Annotated in this window: 18 protein-coding genes and 1 riboswitch; of the genes, 15 read left to right on the top strand and 3 right to left on the bottom strand. The window is 37.4% G+C overall.

The genetic code is table 11. The features are described 5' to 3' along the window. Positions 1-15: 15 nt before the first annotated feature. The 5 genes from G7Y56_RS05095 (at position 16) to tsf (ending at position 4,803) form a co-directional block, all read left to right on the top strand. The gene (locus G7Y56_RS05095; RefSeq protein WP_165041621.1) at positions 16-1,749 is read left to right on the top strand and encodes a hypothetical protein; all 1,734 of its coding nucleotides are present in this window, start codon (positions 16-18) and stop codon (positions 1,747-1,749) included. A gap of 223 nt (positions 1,750-1,972) precedes the next feature. Beyond that, positions 1,973-2,428, top strand: coding sequence for a 50S ribosomal protein L13 (gene rplM / locus G7Y56_RS05090; RefSeq protein WP_165021333.1), 456 nt, complete (start codon positions 1,973-1,975; stop codon positions 2,426-2,428). Positions 2,429-2,434: 6 nt separating this feature from the next. Next, the gene (rpsI, locus tag G7Y56_RS05085) at positions 2,435-2,821 is read left to right on the top strand and encodes a 30S ribosomal protein S9 (protein WP_165021332.1); all 387 of its coding nucleotides are present in this window, start codon (positions 2,435-2,437) and stop codon (positions 2,819-2,821) included. A gap of 193 nt (positions 2,822-3,014) precedes the next feature. Further along, positions 3,015-3,863, top strand: a complete 849-nt coding sequence (gene rpsB / locus G7Y56_RS05080) for a 30S ribosomal protein S2 (protein ID WP_165021331.1) — start codon at positions 3,015-3,017, stop codon at positions 3,861-3,863. Positions 3,864-3,978: 115 nt separating this feature from the next. Then, positions 3,979-4,803 carry a translation elongation factor Ts gene (gene tsf / locus G7Y56_RS05075; protein ID WP_165021330.1) on the top strand — a complete coding sequence of 275 codons (825 nt, stop codon included), beginning with the start codon at positions 3,979-3,981 and terminating at the stop codon, positions 4,801-4,803. A gap of 70 nt (positions 4,804-4,873) precedes the next feature. Here tsf and G7Y56_RS05070 read toward each other — a convergent pair whose 3' ends face one another. Beyond that, on the bottom strand, positions 4,874-7,195 hold the full coding sequence (locus tag G7Y56_RS05070; RefSeq protein ID WP_165041619.1) for a TonB-dependent receptor: 2,322 nt from the start codon (positions 7,193-7,195) through the stop codon (positions 4,874-4,876). Positions 7,196-7,345: 150 nt separating this feature from the next. On the opposite strand from G7Y56_RS05070, the gene yaaA reads away from it, so the two are divergent. The 10 genes from yaaA to G7Y56_RS05020 all read left to right on the top strand — a co-directional run bounded on the left by yaaA (position 7,346) and on the right by G7Y56_RS05020 (position 19,620). After that, positions 7,346-8,107: a peroxide stress protein YaaA gene (yaaA, locus tag G7Y56_RS05065; protein ID WP_165041617.1), complete on the top strand. Its 762-nt coding sequence runs from the start codon at positions 7,346-7,348 to the stop codon at positions 8,105-8,107. Positions 8,108-8,183: 76 nt separating this feature from the next. Then, entirely contained in the window at positions 8,184-8,930 is a 747-nt protein-coding gene (gpmA, locus tag G7Y56_RS05060; RefSeq protein WP_165021327.1) for a 2,3-diphosphoglycerate-dependent phosphoglycerate mutase, read from the top strand. A gap of 187 nt (positions 8,931-9,117) precedes the next feature. Beyond that, positions 9,118-10,887, top strand: a complete 1,770-nt coding sequence (locus G7Y56_RS05055; RefSeq protein ID WP_165041615.1) for an alpha-L-rhamnosidase C-terminal domain-containing protein — start codon at positions 9,118-9,120, stop codon at positions 10,885-10,887. Positions 10,888-10,997: 110 nt separating this feature from the next. Continuing rightward, complete coding sequence (locus G7Y56_RS05050; protein ID WP_165021325.1) at positions 10,998-11,576, top strand: 50S ribosomal protein L25/general stress protein Ctc; 579 nt, start codon at positions 10,998-11,000, stop codon at positions 11,574-11,576. A 21-nt stretch (positions 11,577-11,597) separates the two neighbouring features. Further along, complete coding sequence (gene pth, locus G7Y56_RS05045; protein WP_165041613.1) at positions 11,598-12,161, top strand: aminoacyl-tRNA hydrolase; 564 nt, start codon at positions 11,598-11,600, stop codon at positions 12,159-12,161. Positions 12,162-12,173: 12 nt separating this feature from the next. Beyond that, positions 12,174-12,602: an RNA-binding S4 domain-containing protein gene (locus G7Y56_RS05040; protein ID WP_165021323.1), complete on the top strand. Its 429-nt coding sequence runs from the start codon at positions 12,174-12,176 to the stop codon at positions 12,600-12,602. 101 nt (positions 12,603-12,703) lie between these two features. After that, positions 12,704-12,981: riboswitch (cobalamin riboswitch) on the top strand. A 293-nt stretch (positions 12,982-13,274) separates the two neighbouring features. Beyond that, complete coding sequence (locus tag G7Y56_RS05035) at positions 13,275-13,505, top strand: cysteine-rich CWC family protein (RefSeq protein ID WP_165021322.1); 231 nt, start codon at positions 13,275-13,277, stop codon at positions 13,503-13,505. Positions 13,506-13,763: 258 nt separating this feature from the next. Continuing rightward, positions 13,764-15,494, top strand: coding sequence for a phosphoenolpyruvate carboxykinase (locus G7Y56_RS05030; protein WP_165021321.1), 1,731 nt, complete (start codon positions 13,764-13,766; stop codon positions 15,492-15,494). Between the two features lie 121 nt (positions 15,495-15,615). After that, positions 15,616-18,255, top strand: coding sequence for a phosphoenolpyruvate carboxylase (gene ppc, locus G7Y56_RS05025; RefSeq protein WP_165041611.1), 2,640 nt, complete (start codon positions 15,616-15,618; stop codon positions 18,253-18,255). A gap of 147 nt (positions 18,256-18,402) precedes the next feature. Next, positions 18,403-19,620 (top strand): 3-phosphoshikimate 1-carboxyvinyltransferase, encoded by a 1,218-nt coding sequence (locus G7Y56_RS05020; protein WP_165041609.1) that lies wholly within the window; start codon positions 18,403-18,405, stop codon positions 19,618-19,620. Positions 19,621-19,689: 69 nt separating this feature from the next. Here G7Y56_RS05020 and G7Y56_RS05015 read toward each other — a convergent pair whose 3' ends face one another. Continuing rightward, positions 19,690-20,196, bottom strand: a complete 507-nt coding sequence (locus tag G7Y56_RS05015) for a threonine/serine exporter family protein (RefSeq protein WP_370457672.1) — start codon at positions 20,194-20,196, stop codon at positions 19,690-19,692. A 6-nt stretch (positions 20,197-20,202) separates the two neighbouring features. Beyond that, positions 20,203-21,009, bottom strand: coding sequence for a threonine/serine exporter ThrE family protein (locus tag G7Y56_RS05010; protein WP_165041607.1), 807 nt, complete (start codon positions 21,007-21,009; stop codon positions 20,203-20,205). Between the last annotated feature and the right edge of the window lie 38 nt (positions 21,010-21,047).

Raw genomic sequence — 21,047 nt, 5'->3', positions numbered from 1 at the left:
GAGGTAAACATTCATATGATAGCATTTATTTTAGCTTGGATTACAATATCGTTTGTACTTATATCGTGGGGTGAAATGTTTGTCTCAATATATAATAAACTTTGCAAACAGTCGGAACAATATAATTTAATCGATAAACTTTTACTCGGCTTATCACTACTTATTATTCCGCTATCTGTATGGTCGCTTTGGCTGCCATCCAATCATTATTTTCTTTTCGTAAGTACAGGTATTAGTATTGCCTATTGGTTTGTAAGAAGGAAATATCTACAAAAACAGATAAAAAAATTTAAGTCGCAAATAAAGGAATTATCTAAGTTACAATTGGGCATTATAATACTAGCAATAATGATTATATTGTGCTCATCACTCTGGGTCGAAGGAGTGTTCGACTCTGTATTTTATCATCATCAGAATATACGGTGGAACGAACAATATTCGGTTGTTCCCGGACTGGGCAACTTGGACGATCGGTTTGCTTTCAACTCTAACTATTTATTAATTAGCGCAATGTTCACCTTTAGGTTCTTATTTGGTGAAGCTATATATCCCCTTCAATCGTGCGTGCTGATCTTTTTCGTCTTTTGGATTTTTCATGAGCTTTTCACATCTAAATATGAAATCAAAAGAACTATTTTACTCTTTTCTTTTGTTTTGTTCTATTTTGTAAATATAAAATTTCTGCTCGATACATCAACCGATATATTGCCTAATCTTATCGCATATTATCTAATTGCTAAAATTATACTCTATCCCGATTTTATAAAAAAGAATTATTTACTTGGACTGGCTGTGCCCATATTTGCAATCACCTGTAAATTATCCATTGCTCCTTTTATTCTAATAAGCGGATACATATTATTTCGCCTAGTAAAAGAAAGGAATTATCGCCCGTTATTTTTTGCTCTGGCGATAACCTTACTCATAGTCACTCCTTGGCTGATAAGAAACGTCATCCTGTCCGGATATCTTATATATCCTTTTTCTGGAATCGATTTATTCTCTTTCGATTGGAAAATACCTGCACACATTGGAATAAAACAACAAGAATACATAAAACACATAGGCGATCACTTCTTCAATGCCGTAATTCTGCATCCCGCTGCTAAGTCCAGAGACCCTCTATGGATAAATCTTTTAACTACTTTTATTTATATTCTGACTACAATATCGCTTATAACAGCCAGCATAAACTTATGGATAAGAAGGAAACAAATCGAAATATCTGCCTACATTGTTTTTGGGGTAATCTGCATAATACTGATAACATGGTTTATGAACGGCCCGGATGCCAGATTCGTACATGGAATACTAGCTGCCGCCATCATGACCGGAGGTGCAAGTTTCTTCCTAACAAACAAACGTGATATTCATACACCAAAACTAAGTGTATGTATTATATCGTTATTCCTTATTTTATCTACAGGATGGTCTGCCAAACGTACACAAGACAAGTATACAACACTTACCGAAGTGGAAACAAATAGAGAGCGGCCGTTTTCCAGTATAATATACCGCCCGTATCCTTATGATATTTATCTCGGAATTGACAGAAATACACATTTCAAACCTTACTCACTAAACAACGGTATCATTATATATATAAGTTCATCCTATCACACATACGACATGCTCCCAGCCACAACAGAAATGGGAGATGCAGGCAAGTTATGCAACTACAAATGTCTGGAAGCACGAGGCCATTCACTACAAGATGGTTTCAGATTAAAAGTTGAATGCGAAGATTAATAGACACATAAAAATTCAAAAGGCACATTTATATTACATTTTAGCTATTATTCTTTGTTAATTCGCCAAAAAATTGTAATTTTGCGAGCCGATTATTACGAAATAAAACGTAAACATTTGGTTTATAAAACATTATCGCTCTGTTCATACCCCTTAGTTTAAAACAGAAAGATATAGATGAGTGAACCAAAAAAAGTCATTAACCAAATTAATTTTTAAGTAAGTGGATACTTTAAGTTATAAGACCATTTCAGCGAACAAAGCAACCGTAACCAAAGAGTGGGTTGTGATTGACGCATCGGGCCAGACTTTAGGACGCCTAGCATCTAAAGTGGCAAAACTTCTGAGAGGGAAGTATAAACCAAACTACACACCACACGTAGACTGTGGGGATAATGTAGTTATCATCAACGCAGAAAAAGTTGTTCTAACTGGTAACAAATGGACAGATCGTGAATATCTTAGATATACAGGATATCCTGGAGGTCAAAGATCTATGACTCCTGCCGTATTATTAGAAAAGGGAGCTGATCGCTTGATGGAAAAAGTTGTAAAAGGGATGTTGCCTAAGAATCGTCTTGGTGCTGCTCTTCTTAGAAATCTTCATGTTTATGCAGGAACAGAGCACAAACACGAGGCTCAACAACCAAAAGTAATAGATATTAACTCTCTTAAATAATCATTAATGGAAGTAGTAAATGCAATAGGAAGACGTAAAGCTGCTGTAGCTCGCGTATTCGTAAGCGAAGGAACCGGAAAAATTGTTATCAACAAACGTGAGCTTGACAATTACTTCCCTTCAACTATTCTTCAGTATGTAGTAAAGCAACCACTAAACACATTAGCTGTTCTTGAAAAATACGACATCAAAATTAACCTAAAAGGTGGTGGATATAAAGGACAAGCAGAAGCTGCTCGCCTTGGTATCGCTCGTGCTTTGGTTAAGATCAATGCTGAAGATAAGCCTGCTCTAAGAGCTGAAGGATTTATGACTCGCGACCCTCGTGTTGTTGAACGTAAGAAACCGGGACAACCTGGAGCAAGAAAGAAATTTCAATTCTCAAAACGTTAATTTGGATATTTTATCCGGTCAACAGTCGATGGCACTTGTTGCTTAAAGATTTTAGATTGGTAATAAATAATGATGAGTCGGCGCTCATCGCAAAAGTTACGTTTAGTATCTAAATTGCCGGGACTTCTAGATAAAAGAGCTACCCGACAATTCGTGAACAGAAAAAGAAAGTAAACGAATTAAAAAACTAAAAATGGCAAAATTAGAATTCGATCAATTATTAGACGCAGGTGTACACTTTGGTCACTTAAAAAGAAAGTGGAATCCGGCTATGGCTCCTTATATTTTCATGGAGCGTAATGGCATTCATATTATTGATCTTTATAAGACAATCGCAAAAACTGAAGATGCAGCTGCTGCACTAAGACAGATTGCAAAATCAGGAAAAAAAATATTGTTTGTTGCAACTAAGAAACAAGCAAAACACGTAGTATCAGAATTAGCACTATCTGTAAACATGCCTTACGTTTGCGAACGCTGGCCAGGTGGTATGTTGACAAACTTCCCTACAATCCGTAAGGCTGTAAAGAAAATGTCAACTATCGACAAAATGATTAAAGACGGTACATTCGATACTCTATCTAAAAGAGAAAAACTTCAAGTTACTCGTCAACGCGCTAAATTGGAAAAAACTTTAGGTTCTATCCAAGATCTTACACGTCTTCCATCTGCTCTATTTGTAGTAGACATCATGAAAGAACACATCGCTGTAAGAGAAGCTAATCGTCTTGGTATACCTGTATTTGCTATGGTGGATACAAACTCTGACCCAAGCGGTATTGACTTCGTAATTCCTGCGAATGATGATGCATCTAAATCTATCGAAATAATCATTTCAAGCCTTTGTGATTCTATCAAAGAAGGATTGGAAGAAAGAAAAATCGAAAAAGCAGATTCTAACGCAGCTGAATCGCAAGACGATGCACCTAAAAGAGAGCGTAAAGCTAGAACAGGTGCAAAGAAAGAGCGTGTAGCTAAAGAAGATGAAGAAGCAATCAACGCTGCTGTAGCAAGTAAATTTGCTAAAGAAGACGAAGAATAATAATAATTGAAAAGCTAAGAGTTAATCTCCTAAGAGTTATTTATTCTTAGAAGATTAATTCTTGGCTTTTCTTTTTTCAAGACGTATAATTATAAACTTTAAAATATAAAAAGATATGGCAGTTACTATGGCTGATATCCAAAACCTGAGAAAAAGAACAGGTGCTGGAATGATGGATTGTAAAAGTGCTTTGAATGAAGCAGAAGGTGATTTTGATAAAGCAATCGAAATAATTCGTAAAAAAGGACAAGCTTTCGCTGCAAAACGTGGTGATCGTGAAGCATCTGAAGGATGTGTTCTTGCAGCTGCAAATGGCGATTATGCAGCTATTGTAGCTTTGAAATGCGAAACTGACTTCGTTGCTATAAACTCTGAATTCGTAGGATTAACTACTTCTATTCTTGACGCTGTAATGGCTAACAAGCCTGCTGATGTAGATGCATTGAATGCTATACAACTTGAGGGTCGCAACATTGCAGACCTGATAGTAGACAGAATGGGTATTACAGGCGAAAAAATGGAAATCGGTGCTTACGAACAAATCACTGCTCCATCTGTAGTTGCTTACGTTCATCCAGGTAACAAACTTGCTACAATCGTAGGATTCAACAAACCTAATGTTGATGAGCAAGTAGGAAAAGATATCGCGATGCAAATTGCTGCAATGAATCCGGTAGGATTAACATCTGACGAAGTATCGGAAGAAATCAAAGAAAGAGAATTGAACCTTGCAAAAGAAAAAGCTCGCGAAGCTGGTAAACCAGAAAACTTGCTTGAAAGAATTGCTGAAGGCGCATTAACTAAATTCTACAAAGAATTTACTCTTCTTCAACAAGATTTTGTAAAGAACCCTAAACAAACAATCGCTCAATATCTTGCAGCTCAAGATAAAGATTTGACTGTTGTTGCTTTCAAACGTTTCACATTGAACGCTGAATAAGAACCTAAGATTCTATAATATAAAAGCCTGCTATAATTACTATAGCAGGCTTTTTCGTTATATATAAGTCTTACTTCTTTGTTCCTGACATTATTCCCGAATCCGAATCATCATTATTCAATCGTTTATTAGCAGATTTGAATTGACGCCCAAAGTTGATATTACAAGAGAAACTGACAAAGAACATTGGAGCAATATTATCAGTTGCTACCTGTGATACACTAGGTGTTAGCGCTGAATAATTGACACTCTTCGTCGAATAAGTTTTCTCAAACGGATTAATTGCACCTAACATTAAAGACCAATTCGGTTTATTATAACCAGCAGTCAAGATATGAATACGTTCTCCTCCATTGAGAGATTCCCCCCAAAACCAATCTTGTCTGGTTCTCATCTCCGCATTTAACACCCAGTTCTTATAATTGGCGGTGAGGGATGCCCTAAAATACGAGTTTGTATAAGTATGTGTATAATTATTGCCGTTGCTTATAAATCGTCTTACGCCCGGAGTTATCGCCAATGATATATAATCTTTCAACGGACGAAGCTTAAATGTAACTTCCGTACTCAAACGATGAAAGCTTCTCTGATTCTCATTCGTTTGAATAAACTTGCCGCTCTCAAATAACACTTCACTCATTACCGGCTGGTGGTCGTAATTGTAGTTGGCAAATAGCTCTACACCAAAGATACCCTTATTGTAGCCTATCGTAAGATTATTAGACAAATACCAAACAGACTTGAGGTTAGGATTACCCCGACGGATTTGTAATGAATCTATAGGCTGTTCTACATTATTCATATCAGATAAAGAGGGGGCGTAGCTCGAAATATAACCATTGTATCGGATAAAGGTATTATCGTTAATCGTATATGCCACACGCAATGTTGGGCGTAAAAAATATGTAGTAACATCATTATCCGCTTGTTTGTAATAGATACGTGATCCACCCAGACCCAGTGTATAATTAAATTTCTTTTTCTTGAACTGATATTCAACATAACCGAAAGTCTCTGCAAAATTCATGCTTACCTGTGCATCAGCCGTACCCGAATATTTGTTATCGGTATAACTTTGGCTATGTCTTATACCTGTCGAAAGTTTCGATTCTTTATACGATTTCTCATAAATACCTTCGGCAATCAAAGAATATTTGTTCCCCACAACATGCGAAAAGATATCTGTAACAAGTTCATCGTTGCGATGCTCCTGATAAACCCGTGTATTCTTAGAATCAATATATGTACCGACAACATTAAGGATGATTAACTGATCATTCTTCAAATTACGTTGAAAATACAAATCGAGGGAAGGCGCATTTGCTGACGATGATGCCTGATCACTGATTTTAAGAGGGTCTGGATTATTCGATGTATGTATCCGCCCTATTTTATTTGTAAACGAATGTGGAGTATCGTCCCAATTATACCTGAAAGCAGCATTGAAATAATACTTATCTTGCTCCACTAAACTATAATTCAAAAGAGCATTCAATGTTTTATCATTAAATTTTGTAGGCAAGCCTTCTTCCAGCCGTTGTAAAGCAGGTTTATCCGGAAATACAAATGTTTCGTCATTTTCTCTTGTCCAATCGATACCCCGATAATTATAGAAAGCGTTCATCGTAAACTCTGATTTCTTGTGATTAGCTTTAGCAGAAAAATGATCCTCGGCAAAACCTACATCACTTATGCCATTCATCAGATTCACAGCGATATTACCTCCCGATTCTTTTCGACGTGTAATATAATCAATTACAGCGGCAACTCCACCTCCGTAACGCAATCCCGGATCATCGTGAAATTCAATACGAATTATATCTTCCGGACGAATAGATACAATATCGTTTATTTGTGCAAGAACTCCATTGATACGAAGCTGTACTTCTCCTCCACCCGATATGTTTATTGCGTTATTTACCGGATCGATATATAAACGAGGGAGTTGCATACTTTGAAGCAAATTCACACCATTCGTAGATACTTTCAACTGCGCTTCGGTTGGCATGATAACCTGTCTGTCAACTTTCCTTATCACCGAATTTCCATTTACTGTCACATCGCCAAGCGATACATCTGATGTTTGTAAGGTAACATTACCAACATTTATATCTTTTCCAGATTTAGATACGGGAATACATTTCTTTTCATATCCTACATAAGAAGCTGTCAATAGATAATCTCCATCGGGAATGTTATCAAAAACAAAGTATCCTTTTTCATCGGAAGCTATTCCTTTTACGAATGTCGAATCTTTATGTAGCAAAGCAATGTTTGTAAATTCGATAGGACTCGATGTTGATAGATCAACTGCTGTTCCTGATATTTTAGACTGTGCAAATGCGAATTGCACAGAGAACAGAATAATTAAGGTAAGTAAGGCGAGTTTCATAATGTAATATTTTAGAATTTACATATATGACGCAACAAGCACAATTTTAGTTACACGAAAACGACACTATTTATTACTTGCACGCTGCATATCGTGTTAAACAGCTATCAACCTGCTATTTATTTTTGTATATTTACAATAAAAACAAATATGATAATTACTCTTTCGCCTGCTAAAATATTGGATTTCAAATCTCCCGTCCCTATCAAAGAGAGTTCTCAACCTCTTTTTGTAAAGAAAGCGAACGAATTAAACGGTATATTGAAAGACTTGTCAAGGGAAGACATTTCGGATTTAATGAAAATAAATCCGAAACAAACAATGGATGTATATCAGTATATACACTCCTTCGATCTGGCAAAAACGCCAAAGAAACAAGCGGCATTCGCCTACAACGGAATAGCATATCAGGGCTTGGAACCCGAAACCTTAACTACTAATGATTTTGACTTTGCACAAAAACACTTGCTTATTCTATCAGGACTCTATGGAGTCTTGCGTCCACTCGATATAATAAAACCTTATCGTCTGGAGTTACAAAGCCCGCTCGATAATCCAAAAGGGAAAACATTATATAACTATTGGTCCGATACAATTACTCAATATATGAGTAAACAACTGTTAGCTGACGATAATATATGGGTTAATCTGTCATCGAACGAATATACAAAAGCAGTAGATCGGAAGAAGCTACCTAAAGGTTGCAGAATCATAACACCTTTATTTAAAGAACATGATGGAAATAAATATAAGCAGGTAATAGTATATGCGAAAAAAGCACGGGGCATGATGGCACGATTCATCGTTCAAAATAAGTTGACCGACATAGAGCATCTGAAAGCATTCGACACGGAAGGATATTCGTTTGCACCACAACTATCAAGCGACAAGGAATGGATATTTATTCGTTAAACAGGTCTTGTTTTTTCATCAAATTTGAATAACTTTGTATAGCAGAAAGAATAACAATTTTAATATAAAATAGAAAATGAAAAAAGTAGTATTAATTCGCCACGGTGAAAGCACTTGGAACAAAGAGAACCGTTTTACAGGTTGGACTGATGTAGACTTAACTGAAAATGGTGTACAAGAAGCTATCAAAGCAGGTAAATTGCTTAAAAAAGAAGGTTTCAAATTCGAAAAAGCATATACTTCTTACTTGAAAAGAGCTAATAAAACATTGAATACAATCTTAGACCAAATGGATTTAGATTGGGTTCCTGTTGAAAAATCTTGGCGTTTGAACGAGAAACATTATGGTATGCTTCAAGGATTGAACAAAGCTGAAACCGCTGAGAAATACGGTGACGAGCAAGTTCTTATCTGGAGACGTAGCTACGATGTACCTCCTACTCCGCTTGATGCTAACGACCCTCGTTCTCCTTATCTAGACCCTAGATACAAAGGTGTCGACAAAAAAGATCTTCCTCTTACAGAAGCATTGAAAGACACTGTGGATAGAATACTTCCATACTGGAACGATACTATTTTCCCTTCATTGAAAGATCACAACGAAATTATTGTTGCTGCTCATGGTAACAGCCTTCGTGGTATCATCAAACATTTGAAGAACATCTCTGATGAAGATATCGTTTCGTTAAACTTGCCTACTGCAGTTCCTTACGTATTCGAATTTGACGAAAACAACAATCTTGTTAAAGATTATTTCTTAGGCGATCCTGAAGAAATCAAAGCTTTGATGGATGCTGTTGCAAATCAAGGAAAGAAAAAATAAGAATATTATTCTATATAGAAAAAAGGTTGTCCATTGGACAACCTTTTTTTGTGTTTTTACTTTACATTCATATCATCCATGTGTCATTTTTTCAACTACTAATATCAATTAATACAGTAACAAAACTGCATTATATATTACTTTTGTTGTGATTAATCAGCTGCTAACCCCATTTAAAATCAGTATCATGAAAATACGTACATCGATTAGAATAACATTTGTTTTACTCTTGTTATTTTCTTCTGCCAATATATACTCGCAAAAACTCCCTCCCATATTTACTAACAGCCAAAGTGATAGAGCACAACCATCTTCTCTCACCCGCTCGTATATATCTCCGACCCGAATAGTATGGATGAAATCAGACGGAGGAGCATCTATTCAGAACGAAGATCTTTTATTGCGAGAAGGGAACGGTCAGGCAGACTTATCAAATAACCCGACATGTATTCTAAAAAGTGACAGCACAGATCACCCTGCTATTGTTTTAGATTTTGGCAAAGAAATACATGGTGGCATGCAATTTATCACTGGTAGAACCAGTACCGGAAAACCGATCAAAATGCGTGTGCGCTTAGGTGAATCCGTTAGTGAAGTAATGAGCAATATTGGAGAAAAAGAAGCCACTAACGACCATGCCATCAGAGATCAGATTATAGACGTTCCATTATTAGGGAATATCGAAATAGGGAATTCGGGATTCAGATTTGTTCGTATCGATCTGGTTGAAAATAAAGCTGAGCTACAATTAAAAGAAGCGAGAGCTATACTTGTCTATCAGGATATTCCTTATCTGGGTTCTTTCAATAGTAGTGACGACTTATTGAATAATATATGGTTAACAGGAGCATATACCGTTCACCTGAATATGCAGGACTATCTATGGGATGGCATAAAACGCGATCGTTTGGTTTGGGCTGGAGATATGCACCCTGAAGTATCTACTATAAATGCTGTATTCGGATACAACGATGTTGTACCGAAATCGTTAGATTTGAATAGAGATTTAACCCCGTTGCCCAACTGGATAAATGGCATCAGTTCATATTCGATGTGGTGGGTTATCATGCACAAAGACTGGTATATGCATCATGCCGATTTGAAATACCTGAAAGAACAAAGAGAATACCTCATACCACTTCTTAAACAGCTATGCTCGATGATAGACGAAAACGGAAGTGAAAAACTGAATGGCTGGCGTTTTATGGATTGGCCTTCAAGCGAAAATCAAGAAGCTATACACGGTGGCTTACAGGCATTAATGGTATGGTCTTTGTCTGCCGGTAAAGATATGTGCCTTATTCTAAATGAAAAGGAAACTGCTAAAGAATGCGAAGAAGCTATTAACAAGTTAAAGAAACATATACCCGAAACAAATAATTCGAAACAAGCAGCAGCCTTATTATCGATTGTAGATTTAATTACCCCTACACAAGGAAATAGTGTTGTAACCAATAATGGCGTGCACGATTTCTCCACATTCTATGGGTATTATATGCTACAAGCAATGGCAAAAGCCGACAATTACGATGAAGCTATTGACTATATCCGCCAATATTGGGGTGGCATGCTAAGCATTGGTGCTACAACATTCTGGGAAGACTTTAATATTGATTGGCTTGAGAACGCTTCTCCGATAGATGCGCCGGTACAAGCAGGCAAAAAAGATATACACGGAGATTATGGAAATTACTGTTATGTCGGCTTACGCCATAGCCTTTGTCATGGATGGGCCTCAGGTCCGACCGCATGGTTAACAGAACATGTACTAGGTATCCAAGTGATCGAAGCTGGCTGTAAAACAATAAGGATAGAACCTCATTTGGGCAATCTCGAATTTGCAGAAGGCTCCTTCCCTACACCTTACGGGCTTGTAAAAGTGAAACATACAAAAGATGCAAATGGAAAAATAACATCTAAAATCGATGCCCCTAAAGGAGTCAAAATCATTAAATAAATTAGGAAAATAAAAATAATACATCTATCTTTGCACCGCTTAATTATAAGCCCGTGTGATGGGAATAAGGAAGCAATCCTTGATTTGAGTAACACATTTAAAATTAAAAGATGAAAACATTTGAATTAACAGGTTCTCTAAGAAACGACCTAGGTAAAAAAGCGACTAAAGCTTTCCGTAAAGAAGACAAAATCCCTGCTATTATATATGGTGGAGAAGATGCTAAAGCTATTCACTTTTCAGTTACAAACAGCGATGTTCGTAAATTGATCTATACTCCGGAGATTTTCCTTATCGATCTTAATCTTGACGGAACAAGCTACAAAGCTATCCTTAAAGATGTACAAATACATCCGGTGACTGATGCAATCCTTCACCTTGACTTCCTTCACATCTTTGATAACAAACCGGTAACTATCGAAGTTCCTGTTGTTCTTGACGGACTTGCAGAAGGTGTTAGAGCAGGGGGTAAACTATCTCTTGACTTACGTAAACTGAAAGTTAAAGCTCTCTACAAAGATATTCCTGAAAAACTGCATGTTGACGTAACACCGCTTGCACTAGGAAAATCGGTACAAGTTGGCGAACTAAGCTTCGACAACCTAGAGCTATTGAATGCCAGCAATGCAGTTGTATGTCGTGTTCAATTGACTCGTGCAGCAAGAGGTCTTGCAGCTAAAAATGGCTAATTGATTTAGAAAAATAATCAAATGAAATACTTAATTGCCGGCTTAGGTAATATTGGTAGCGAATACCACTATACCCGCCACAATATAGGATTCAGAATATTGGACGCTTTAGCTGAAGCGTCCAATATTGTTTTTACAGACAAGCGTTACGGCGAGGTTGCCGAATTGAAAGTCAAAGGAAGAACACTCATCCTGCTAAAACCTTCAACTTACATGAACCTCAGCGGTAATGCCATTCGTTATTGGATGCAACAAGAAAAGATTCCAATCGAGAATCTACTTGTTGTAGTGGATGACCTTGCGTTACCATTCGGCTCATTACGCCTCAAAGGAAAAGGCAGTGATGCCGGACATAATGGATTAAAACACATCCAGACAACTCTTGGCACTCAGAATTATGCCCGCTTAAGATTCGGTATAGGCAGCGACTTTAACAAAGGAGCACAGGTAGACTATGTACTCAGCCGATTCTCTAAAGAGGAAGAAGATGCCATGAAAGAAAGATTTACGATCTGCGAAGAAATAATAAAAAGTTTCTGTCTGGCTGGAATCCAAAATACGATGAATCAATATAATAAAAAATAAAGGTTGATTGATATGGCTGAAAAAGAAGGAAAAAGCGAAGTAAGGATAGATAAATGGCTGTGGGCTGTACGCCTGTTCAAAACACGTACCATTGCTATCGAAGCGTGCAAAAAAGGACGCATCACGATGAAAGGCATGAACATTAAACCATCGCGTATGGTTAAGGTCGGCGACATCATTGAGATACGCAAACAGCCTATTACCTACTCTTTCGAGGTGCTTGATCTTACAGAAAGAAGAATGGGAGCAAAACTTGTTTCCGGATTCATGAAAGATGTAACACCTGCCTCTCAACTTGAAATACTCGAATTATCAAAAGCCAGCGGTTTTGTAGATCGTGCCCGAGGCACAGGCAGACCCACAAAAAAAGACCGTCGCGAATTGGAACAATTCTCCGACGACTACTCATTTTTTGACGAATGGGATCTGGATAATGAATAACAAATACAACCCCAATAATTAATGCCTTGCAGATAAACTGTAAGGCATTTTCTTTGTCAATAACTTTTTCTAAAAAATATTGCATATTATTTTTTATTAAATAACTTTGCTTTTGAATTGGTGTTACATAATCCGCAATCTTCGGATGAGTAATGAAAAGGGAATCAGGTGTAAGCCCTGAACAGTCGCGCTGCTGTAAACTCTACAATAGTGTTTGTACAAAGCCCCAACCACTGTCAGAAACAGTGAACAGTAAACAGTAAACAGTAAACAATAATTTAGTTGATAACTGATAACTGATAATTGGTAACTGATATGATGGGAAGGTAGTACAAAACAAGAGTGAGTCAGAAGACCTGCCAATAAACATAGATTTCGTCTTTCGCGATAAAGGACAGAGATAGTAAGTTAAATTATTATTTTACATTATTAGAGAAAATTCATAGATGCTTGTTTTATTACAAGCTTAAGCATCAGGCATATATGATTTTTCAGATATAGACGCTGTATGCAATATCTTTCGATAAAGATATCATCCAGTTTAGTCTAGCTCTATTCTCCCCTCTTTTAAGAGAAATAGATTGACAAATGATAATATAATAATCAAAGAAAGAGATTCCTAAAATACAATAGAGATCATCAAAGAGAATGTTTAATTAAAAAATTCAGATTATGAAAAAAATATGCCAGAAATGCTCTACTGCATTCGCTTGTAGAGAAGACAGAATAGAGTTGTGCCAATGCTCAAGAATAAGCTTGAATAGCGGAGTAAGAGATTACATAAAAGACAATTATGACAACTGTTTATGCCCCGAGTGCCTGAAAGAAACAAATGCATACTTTAATGCTTGCGTTATTAATCCAGCATATCTTGAAAAAATAAATAAAGCAAAAATCGGCTAAGCAATATCCGTCTATAAAACAGAGATATACGAAAAACTTAGTTTTTATTCACATAATCCTTAAAAATAAGTCAATAATTAGTTAAGATGTATAGGTAAGTTTGATTAAATTTGATGCTAGAAAACATGATCTGAATAGAAGCTTTATTCCTTCTTGGATCTAATTAATGATCTCTTGCATAATCGGTAGTTATGCAAGAGGTTCTTAATGCGGAATAAAAAAGAATAATATATATAATAAACAAGTAATAAAAACACTATGTTACAAGAATTTACTCTAAGTGAAGGTAAGGCAATTATCAATTTCACATTGAAATATTGCGACTCTCGTCAAAAAATACTTTGCAGTTACGGGTTTAATAAAGTTATAGAAACCTTTATTAAGAAATTGAAAAAAGAAGATGTGATCATCTACGATTTTTATATCAAAACATTCAAGACTGATGATGTATTTGCTAAAACGTTGATCGAAGTATTTAAGCTTCTTTCGGTTTGCGACACCGAAGAAGTAATGAGGGTTGATAATAAATACAATATCTTTTTCGAAGATAAAGACTTATTCATAGAACTGATAGAACTTTTATATACATTCTGGCGCAAACTCGAACGTTATACCATAGTACACAATAGCATTATTGGCGATGGATTGCAAAGTGTTCGTTTCATTCAGGCAAACGAATTATTTAACGAATTGGTACTATCACTATACAGACGTGTCGAAGAAACTGTTATGGGCTATCAGCATCATGTATACCGCCAATTAATAGCCGGTGCAAATGCAGGACTTACCCTTAGCGACATATCGTGGAACTGCCCTATTGAATACAATGGGTTAACTACAATACCGTTTATCACATCGGTAGTATTCAACCCTCCGTTTATTTCTTACACAAAAAGAAATACTCGCGATGGTATCTTTCAGGAGCATAAAGAAAATCCGTTAGAGAATATTGTTCTAAATGAAAGCGACTGGTTCTTGTTCCCTGCCAAAGTAGGTAATATGCTCACATTCGTTTATTTCCACAAGGATTTCATGTCTCACGGATTCAGCTTATCCAATCTGTTCGAATTAGCTAAAGAAAGCGAATATATTGGTAAAAAACCCGATATGATATACCTGTTCGGATATCCTGACGGACATGATGAGAAACGAACATTCTACTATAAAGATAAAAAGAATGACATTCTGATAGGATATGCTAACCACTGCGACGAAATCGATTATTTTGGATACATGAAAAAGATGTTGCTTACATTGCACAACATCAAGCAAATGGAAAACGATCGTCTTCCTATTCATGGTGCTATGGTAAATATAGCATTGAAGAACGGTAAAGAGGCGAACATCATCATTATGGGAGATAGTGGCGCTGGAAAATCGGAAAGTCTGGAAGCCTTCCGCTCTTTGAACGAAAGTTATATACGCCACATGCGTATCATATTCGATGACATGGGTTATCTGAAGAAAGAAGAAGATGGTACGATTAAAGGCTACGGTACTGAGATCGGTGCATTTGTACGTGTAGATGATCTTGATCCTGCTTATGCTTTTGCACAATTAGACAGAGGTATCTATACCAATCCCGATAAAATAAATGCGCGTGTAACAATACCGGCAGCTACTTACGATATTATTTCGAGAGGGTATAAAGTAGATTACTTCCTTTACGCAAATAACTATGCTGAATCGATTGATAAAATCAGTTTTTTCACCAACCTACCGGATGCAATAAAAGTATTTGAAGATGGTGCTCGTAAAGCAAAAGGAACCACAACCGAAAAAGGCCTCGTGAAATCGTATTTTGCCAATCCATTCGGACCGGTACAGGAGAAAGAAGTTGCACAGAAACTTATTCATCAATATTTCACCGACATGCACAAAAATGGTGTTAAAATCGGAGAAATACACACTTCATTAGCTATCGACGGCCGTGCAAAAGATGGTCCTCGCGAAGCTGCCGAAGAGCTATTTACATTGATAAACAAATAAAATATATAGGGTAAATGTAAGTGGTGTAGAGGAAGACACTATAAATCCATCGAACATTTACCCGCATATTAATGTTTAGAACAAGACTATGAATCATAGTGAACTAATAAAAAACAAGCCTATGAGCAATGGAAAAACGTTGATGCACGAAAACATCAAACTACTTGGCAATCTACTTGGTAAAACAATAGCAACGGCCCAAGGGGAGGAGATGTTAGCATTGATAGAAAAAATCAGACGTCTATCAAAAGCATCACATGGAGGCGATGTAGAATCGCATAAAGAATTGGTAAAAACACTTCAAAATCTGAAAGATGAAGAATTTTTACCGGTAGCCAGATCTTTCAATCAATTTCTGAATCTGACCAATACTGCAGAACAGTATGATAGCGTATCGCCTCATGCTCAGGGAGCTGAGAATCCGGTAGAATTCCCTGCTATTTATGAGAAATTGAAAGCAGCTAATTTAAGTGATGAGCAAATCAGAGAATCGATAGAAAAAATATCTATCGACTTGGTATTGACTGCGCACCCTACTGAAATAAACAGACGATCTCTTATCAATAACTTGAACCAAGTAGATGCCTGTCTTGCCCAATTAGACCATGACGATTTAGCGGATTATCAAAAGACTCAGATATTGCGTCGATTAAAACAATTGATAGCTCAATACTGGTATACCGACGAAATACGCCAACGCCGTCCGACTCCTAATGAGGAAGCGAAATGGGGATATGAAGTTGTAGAAAATAGTCTATGGGAAGCTGTACCTAGCTACCTGCGAGAGCTGGAAGAGCAAATGCAGAAAACAATGTCGTTCAGATTTCCGATCGACGCGCGCCCGATACACTTTTCTTCGTGGATGGGTGGAGACCGAGACGGTAATCCGAACGTAACTTCTACCGTTACAAGGGACGTATTACTAGATAGCAGAAAGAGAGCAGCAAAGCTTTTCTTAAATGATACTGAAATTCTTGTGAAAGAACTCTCTATGTCGGTATGTACTGACGAATTCAGAGAATATATACAAGACAACGAGATACAAGAACCTTATCGTGAGTTGATGAAACGTCTACGTACAAAACTAAAGAAAACAGTTCTGTATCTGGACGCTTCTATCGAAGGGAAGAATCCCGACCTGACAGACGATATTCTAATTCATAACGAACAATTATGGGAACCATTATATGCATGCTACAAATCGTTAGTGGCATGTAATATGCAAATCATAGCTGATGATAAGCTTTTAGACACGCTTCGTCGGGTACGTTGCTTTGGACTGACTTTGGTTCAAATAGATATTCGTCAGGAGAGCACCAACCATTCGGAAGCACTTTCTGAATTGACCCGCTATCTTGGATTAGGAGATTACATGGCGTGGACAGAAGACGAGAAACAAATCTTCCTGATAAAGGAACTAAACTCTAAACGTCCGTTGATCCCTCACAACTGGGACCCTAGCCCAGAGACCAAAGAAGTATTAGACACATGTAAAGTCATTGCACAAACACCTAAAGGAGCAATTCCTACATATGTGATTTCGATGACACGTACACCATCTGATATTCTTGCAGTATACTTATTACTAAAAGAAGCTGATTGCCCATACACAATACCTGTAACTCCATTATTCGAGACTCTGAACGACTTGAATAATGCGAATAAAATAATGCAGGATTTATTTAATGTAAGCTGGTATAAAGGTATCATCGAAAACAAACAGATGATAATGATCGGATACTCCGACTCAGCTAAAGATGCCGGAGCACTAGCTGCGGGATGGGCACAATACAGCGCACAGGAAGCGCTGATCAAAACCTGCGAAGAAGCCGGTATTACTCTTACGCTATTTCATGGTCGCGGTGGTACAGTCGGTCGTGGTGGTGGCCCTGCTAAAGTCGCTTTATTTTCGCAACCTCCGGGCTCATTAAAAGGTGGGCTTCGCGTAACAGAACAAGGTGAAATGATCCGCTTCAAATTGGGTTTACCCGATCTTGCTATCAAAACACTATCTCTATACACCGATGCCATTCTGGAAGCTAATCTTCTACCCCCTCCTGCTCCTAAACAAGAGTGGAGAGAACTGATGGATCAGCTATCCGGTATATCGTGCGAGCAATATCAAGGAGTAGTACGTAGAGATCCAGATTTCATTCCGTATTTTTATAGTGCTACACCCGAATCAGAATTAGGTAAGTTACCTCTAGGCTCTCGTCCTGCTAAACGCCGTCCGAATGGTGGTGTAGAGAGTTTACGCGCCATACCTTGGATATTCGGCTGGACTCAGAACAGACTGATGATGCCGGCTTGGTTAGGAGCAGGAGCTGCTTTACAACATGCTATCAACGAAGGTAAAGCAGATACATTGAAGAAAATGTATAAAGACTGGCCTTTCTTCGGAACACGTATAAGCATGCTCGAAATGGTATTCGCTAAAGCCGATTCCCGCATATCTGAATATTACGATCAAAGATTAGTAGACGATTCTAAATCACTTGAATTGGGTAAGAAACTCAGAACACAGTTGCAGGAAGATATAAAAACAATTCTTGCCATATCTGATGATGAATACCTAATGGAGAGTCTGCCTTCGGTTGCCGAAAATATTGCAATGCGTAATATTTATACTAACCCGTTGAATTTGTTACAAGTAGAACTGTTACATCGTTGCCGTAAAGATGAGAATCATTCGCCTCAACTCGAATTGGCTCTGATGATTACGATATCGGGTATTGCAGCAGGAATGCGTAATACAGGGTGATTGTAAATTAACACTAATTATAAGAATAAAGCTCATAGCAATCATTTTTTATTATTAGCATGGTTAAATCCTTAATCTATGTTTAATGAATTTGATTTCTATGAGTTTTTCTCTAATTTCGTACAGAAATAAACTGGATAATCTATTATGCAATATGAAATAAAGGCTCCAAAAGCCATAAACTCCACAATAAAGCTTCCGGCCTCTAAAAGCATCAGCAATAGAGCTTTAATCTTAAACGCCCTAAGCTTAAGTGATAAAAAAATCGAAAATCTATCGGATTGTGATGATACTAAAGTAATGATTGCCGCCTTCAACTCAGAAAGCAATCTTATTGATGTAAAAGCAGCCGGAACATCGATGCGTTTTCTGACAGCGTTTCTATCCCATTTCCCAGGCGAATGGATTATAACGGGTACAGAAAGAATGCGCGAGCGTCCTATACATATTCTTGTAGATGCATTAACATCGTTGGGTGCACGCATCGAATATTTAGGAAAGAAAGGATATCCTCCTCTCAAAATAAAAGGCAGCGCTTTAGATGGTGGCGAAATTCGCCTTTCGGGCGGAGTCAGTTCCCAATTTATATCAGCCCTTTTGATGATAGCCCCTACAATGTCTAAAGGGCTTATTATACATCTTGAAGGTGATATTATATCCATACCATACATTAAACTCACATTGGGTATGATGGCTCAATATGGAGTGAAAGCTCACTGGGAAGATAAAACAATAAGGATATACCCCGAAGAATATAAACCGGTACCTTATATGGTTGAATCGGACTGGTCGGCTGCATCTTACTGGTACTCTATGGCTGCATTGGCTGATGATGCTAGGATAGAATTGAAAGGTCTTTTCAAAGATAGTATGCAAGGCGATTCTAAAGTTGCTGAGTTATTCTTAGATCTTGGTATTGAAACAAAATATACTGATGATGGTGTTATCCTGACCAAAACAAATAGAATAACAAAGAAGTTCTTTCATAATTTTGTTAATGAACCCGATTTGGCTCAAACATTTGTAGTCACTTGTTGTATGATGGATATTCCATTCTTATTTGCGGGACTACAAACTCTCAAAATAAAAGAGACTGACAGAATAGAAGCTTTGAAAGCCGAAATGAAAAAACTAGGATATATTCTGACCGACAGTGAAAATAGCATTCTTGAATGGAACGGAGAACGTTGCAATCCCGAAGAAGATCCGATTATCAAAACATATGAAGATCATCGTATGGCAATGGCGTTTGCTCCCGCAGCAATAAAGCTTAATCATCTGAAAATTAATGAACCTGGTGTAGTATCTAAATCATATCCAAACTTTTGGGATGACCTTAAGCTATCAGGTTATACGATAGAATAAAGAAACAAAATAACAAAAAAGGACCGCTTTTCGAAAAGCAGTCCTTTTTTTATTCTATAAAATATAAAATCAACTCTTTTTTATCATATCTTTTAATGAGATATCTCTTACACTAGGTTTACGGAACAGCAAAGCTCCAATACAGATTCCTATTGCCAATGTAAACAATAAAGACATGGTCAGCATTAAGTTATGAGCCATATCGACTAAAATATGGGGATCGTTTTCGACAATAGATAAATCAGTTATTTTTATCCCTGCTAACATTGTTTTATAAGCGAACATACCGGGAATCATCGTAATACATGCAGGCATAGTAAAGACTACGGGTGGATTATCCACTTTGTGAGCCACAAATATACCAACCAACCCTACTGCAACGGAACCTGCAAGAGTAGCCGTAATCAGTCCAAAATCGAGCTGAGTAAGTATAAAGCGGACGCAATGCCCCATACCACCTAATAATCCGGCAACCCATAGAATACGTTTAGGGGAGCCAAATAAAATAGCCCAACAAAAACCTACAACAAAGGCAATTCCAAAATCACGTAATACTGTAAATATCGAAAGTTCCATCAGTTCTCAATTGAAATTATTAATACCTATAAGGGTGATACACAAGGTCATTCCAGCCGCTATACATAAGAGTATAAATCCACCGAACAATGCCCTGTTGATTGCTGCAGGCAAATATCCTTCTATCAAATCTATCACGCAATTGATCAGAGGCACACCCGGTATAAGATACAACACTGCTGTTGCCATTGCGGCTTCAGGATGAGCGCCTATATTAAAAAGCGTTCCCAATCCCGTAATTAGGGTTGTGATAAATGCAGCTATACTTATCGAAATCATTGCATTAAAATTCATACTGGCAACTTTCACCCGGAAAGTAGAACCTACTGCTGCCGCAACGAATGCGATCAATGCATTGTATATATCTCCGGAAGAAAACATGCACAGCCCTGCACACGAAAAACCGACAGCTATTGCGACTTGCCAGCTTTTGTAATTAGGCTTCGCCTTTATGGCTGCAAATTCTCTTTCGGTCTCCTCTATCGATAGATTTTCATCCTGAACCTTCCACGATAAGTGAGATATGCTTGTAAGCACTGCCAGATGGACACTGTAAATAGGTGATGTCTTGTAAGACGTGACTGTATTCTCCGGATTATTTTTATCTTTTACTTTTACCAACAATCCTTTGAATGTAGGGTCCATGTTAATCTCGAACCCCCATGTATTAGCCAGTCTATTAATGTTACTATTAATTCGGCCACAATGAGCACCCGACGAGAGAAGGAATGTTCCCATATCGAGTATCAGATCAGCAAAACGTTGAGCCGGTATATGTTCTTGCACTATTTCTTTATTTTTATCTACTGGCATGGTCATATCTAAATGATAGATAACTATAACGCTATATC

This window comes from Dysgonomonas sp. ZJ709, assembly GCF_011039195.1.
In the GTDB taxonomy this organism is placed as follows: Bacteria; Bacteroidota; Bacteroidia; order Bacteroidales; family Dysgonomonadaceae; genus Dysgonomonas.
The sequence above is the reverse complement of the archived record's forward strand: the minus strand, read 5'-3'. Positions and strand labels throughout refer to the sequence as shown.

What these genes read in the sequence shown, in the direction of transcription:
- G7Y56_RS05035 (WP_165021322.1), top strand. Translation starts at nt 13,275, where the DNA reads ATGAAAAAAATATGCCAGAAATGCTCTACTGCATTCGCTTGTAGAGAA.
- G7Y56_RS05020 (WP_165041609.1), top strand. Translation starts at nt 18,403, where the DNA reads ATGCAATATGAAATAAAGGCTCCAAAAGCCATAAACTCCACAATAAAG.
- G7Y56_RS05070 (WP_165041619.1), bottom strand. Translation starts at nt 7,195, where the DNA reads ATGAAACTCGCCTTACTTACCTTAATTATTCTGTTCTCTGTGCAATTC.
- gpmA (WP_165021327.1), top strand. Translation starts at nt 8,184, where the DNA reads ATGAAAAAAGTAGTATTAATTCGCCACGGTGAAAGCACTTGGAACAAA.
- G7Y56_RS05030 (WP_165021321.1), top strand. Translation starts at nt 13,764, where the DNA reads ATGTTACAAGAATTTACTCTAAGTGAAGGTAAGGCAATTATCAATTTC.
- rpsI (WP_165021332.1), top strand. Translation starts at nt 2,435, where the DNA reads ATGGAAGTAGTAAATGCAATAGGAAGACGTAAAGCTGCTGTAGCTCGC.
- G7Y56_RS05050 (WP_165021325.1), top strand. Translation starts at nt 10,998, where the DNA reads ATGAAAACATTTGAATTAACAGGTTCTCTAAGAAACGACCTAGGTAAA.
- G7Y56_RS05015 (WP_370457672.1), bottom strand. Translation starts at nt 20,196, where the DNA reads ATGGAACTTTCGATATTTACAGTATTACGTGATTTTGGAATTGCCTTT.
- tsf (WP_165021330.1), top strand. Translation starts at nt 3,979, where the DNA reads ATGGCAGTTACTATGGCTGATATCCAAAACCTGAGAAAAAGAACAGGT.
- ppc (WP_165041611.1), top strand. Translation starts at nt 15,616, where the DNA reads ATGAGCAATGGAAAAACGTTGATGCACGAAAACATCAAACTACTTGGC.
- G7Y56_RS05040 (WP_165021323.1), top strand. Translation starts at nt 12,174, where the DNA reads ATGGCTGAAAAAGAAGGAAAAAGCGAAGTAAGGATAGATAAATGGCTG.
- yaaA (WP_165041617.1), top strand. Translation starts at nt 7,346, where the DNA reads ATGATAATTACTCTTTCGCCTGCTAAAATATTGGATTTCAAATCTCCC.
- rpsB (WP_165021331.1), top strand. Translation starts at nt 3,015, where the DNA reads ATGGCAAAATTAGAATTCGATCAATTATTAGACGCAGGTGTACACTTT.
- G7Y56_RS05055 (WP_165041615.1), top strand. Translation starts at nt 9,118, where the DNA reads ATGAAAATACGTACATCGATTAGAATAACATTTGTTTTACTCTTGTTA.
- G7Y56_RS05010 (WP_165041607.1), bottom strand. Translation starts at nt 21,009, where the DNA reads ATGCCAGTAGATAAAAATAAAGAAATAGTGCAAGAACATATACCGGCT.
- G7Y56_RS05095 (WP_165041621.1), top strand. Translation starts at nt 16, where the DNA reads ATGATAGCATTTATTTTAGCTTGGATTACAATATCGTTTGTACTTATA.
- pth (WP_165041613.1), top strand. Translation starts at nt 11,598, where the DNA reads ATGAAATACTTAATTGCCGGCTTAGGTAATATTGGTAGCGAATACCAC.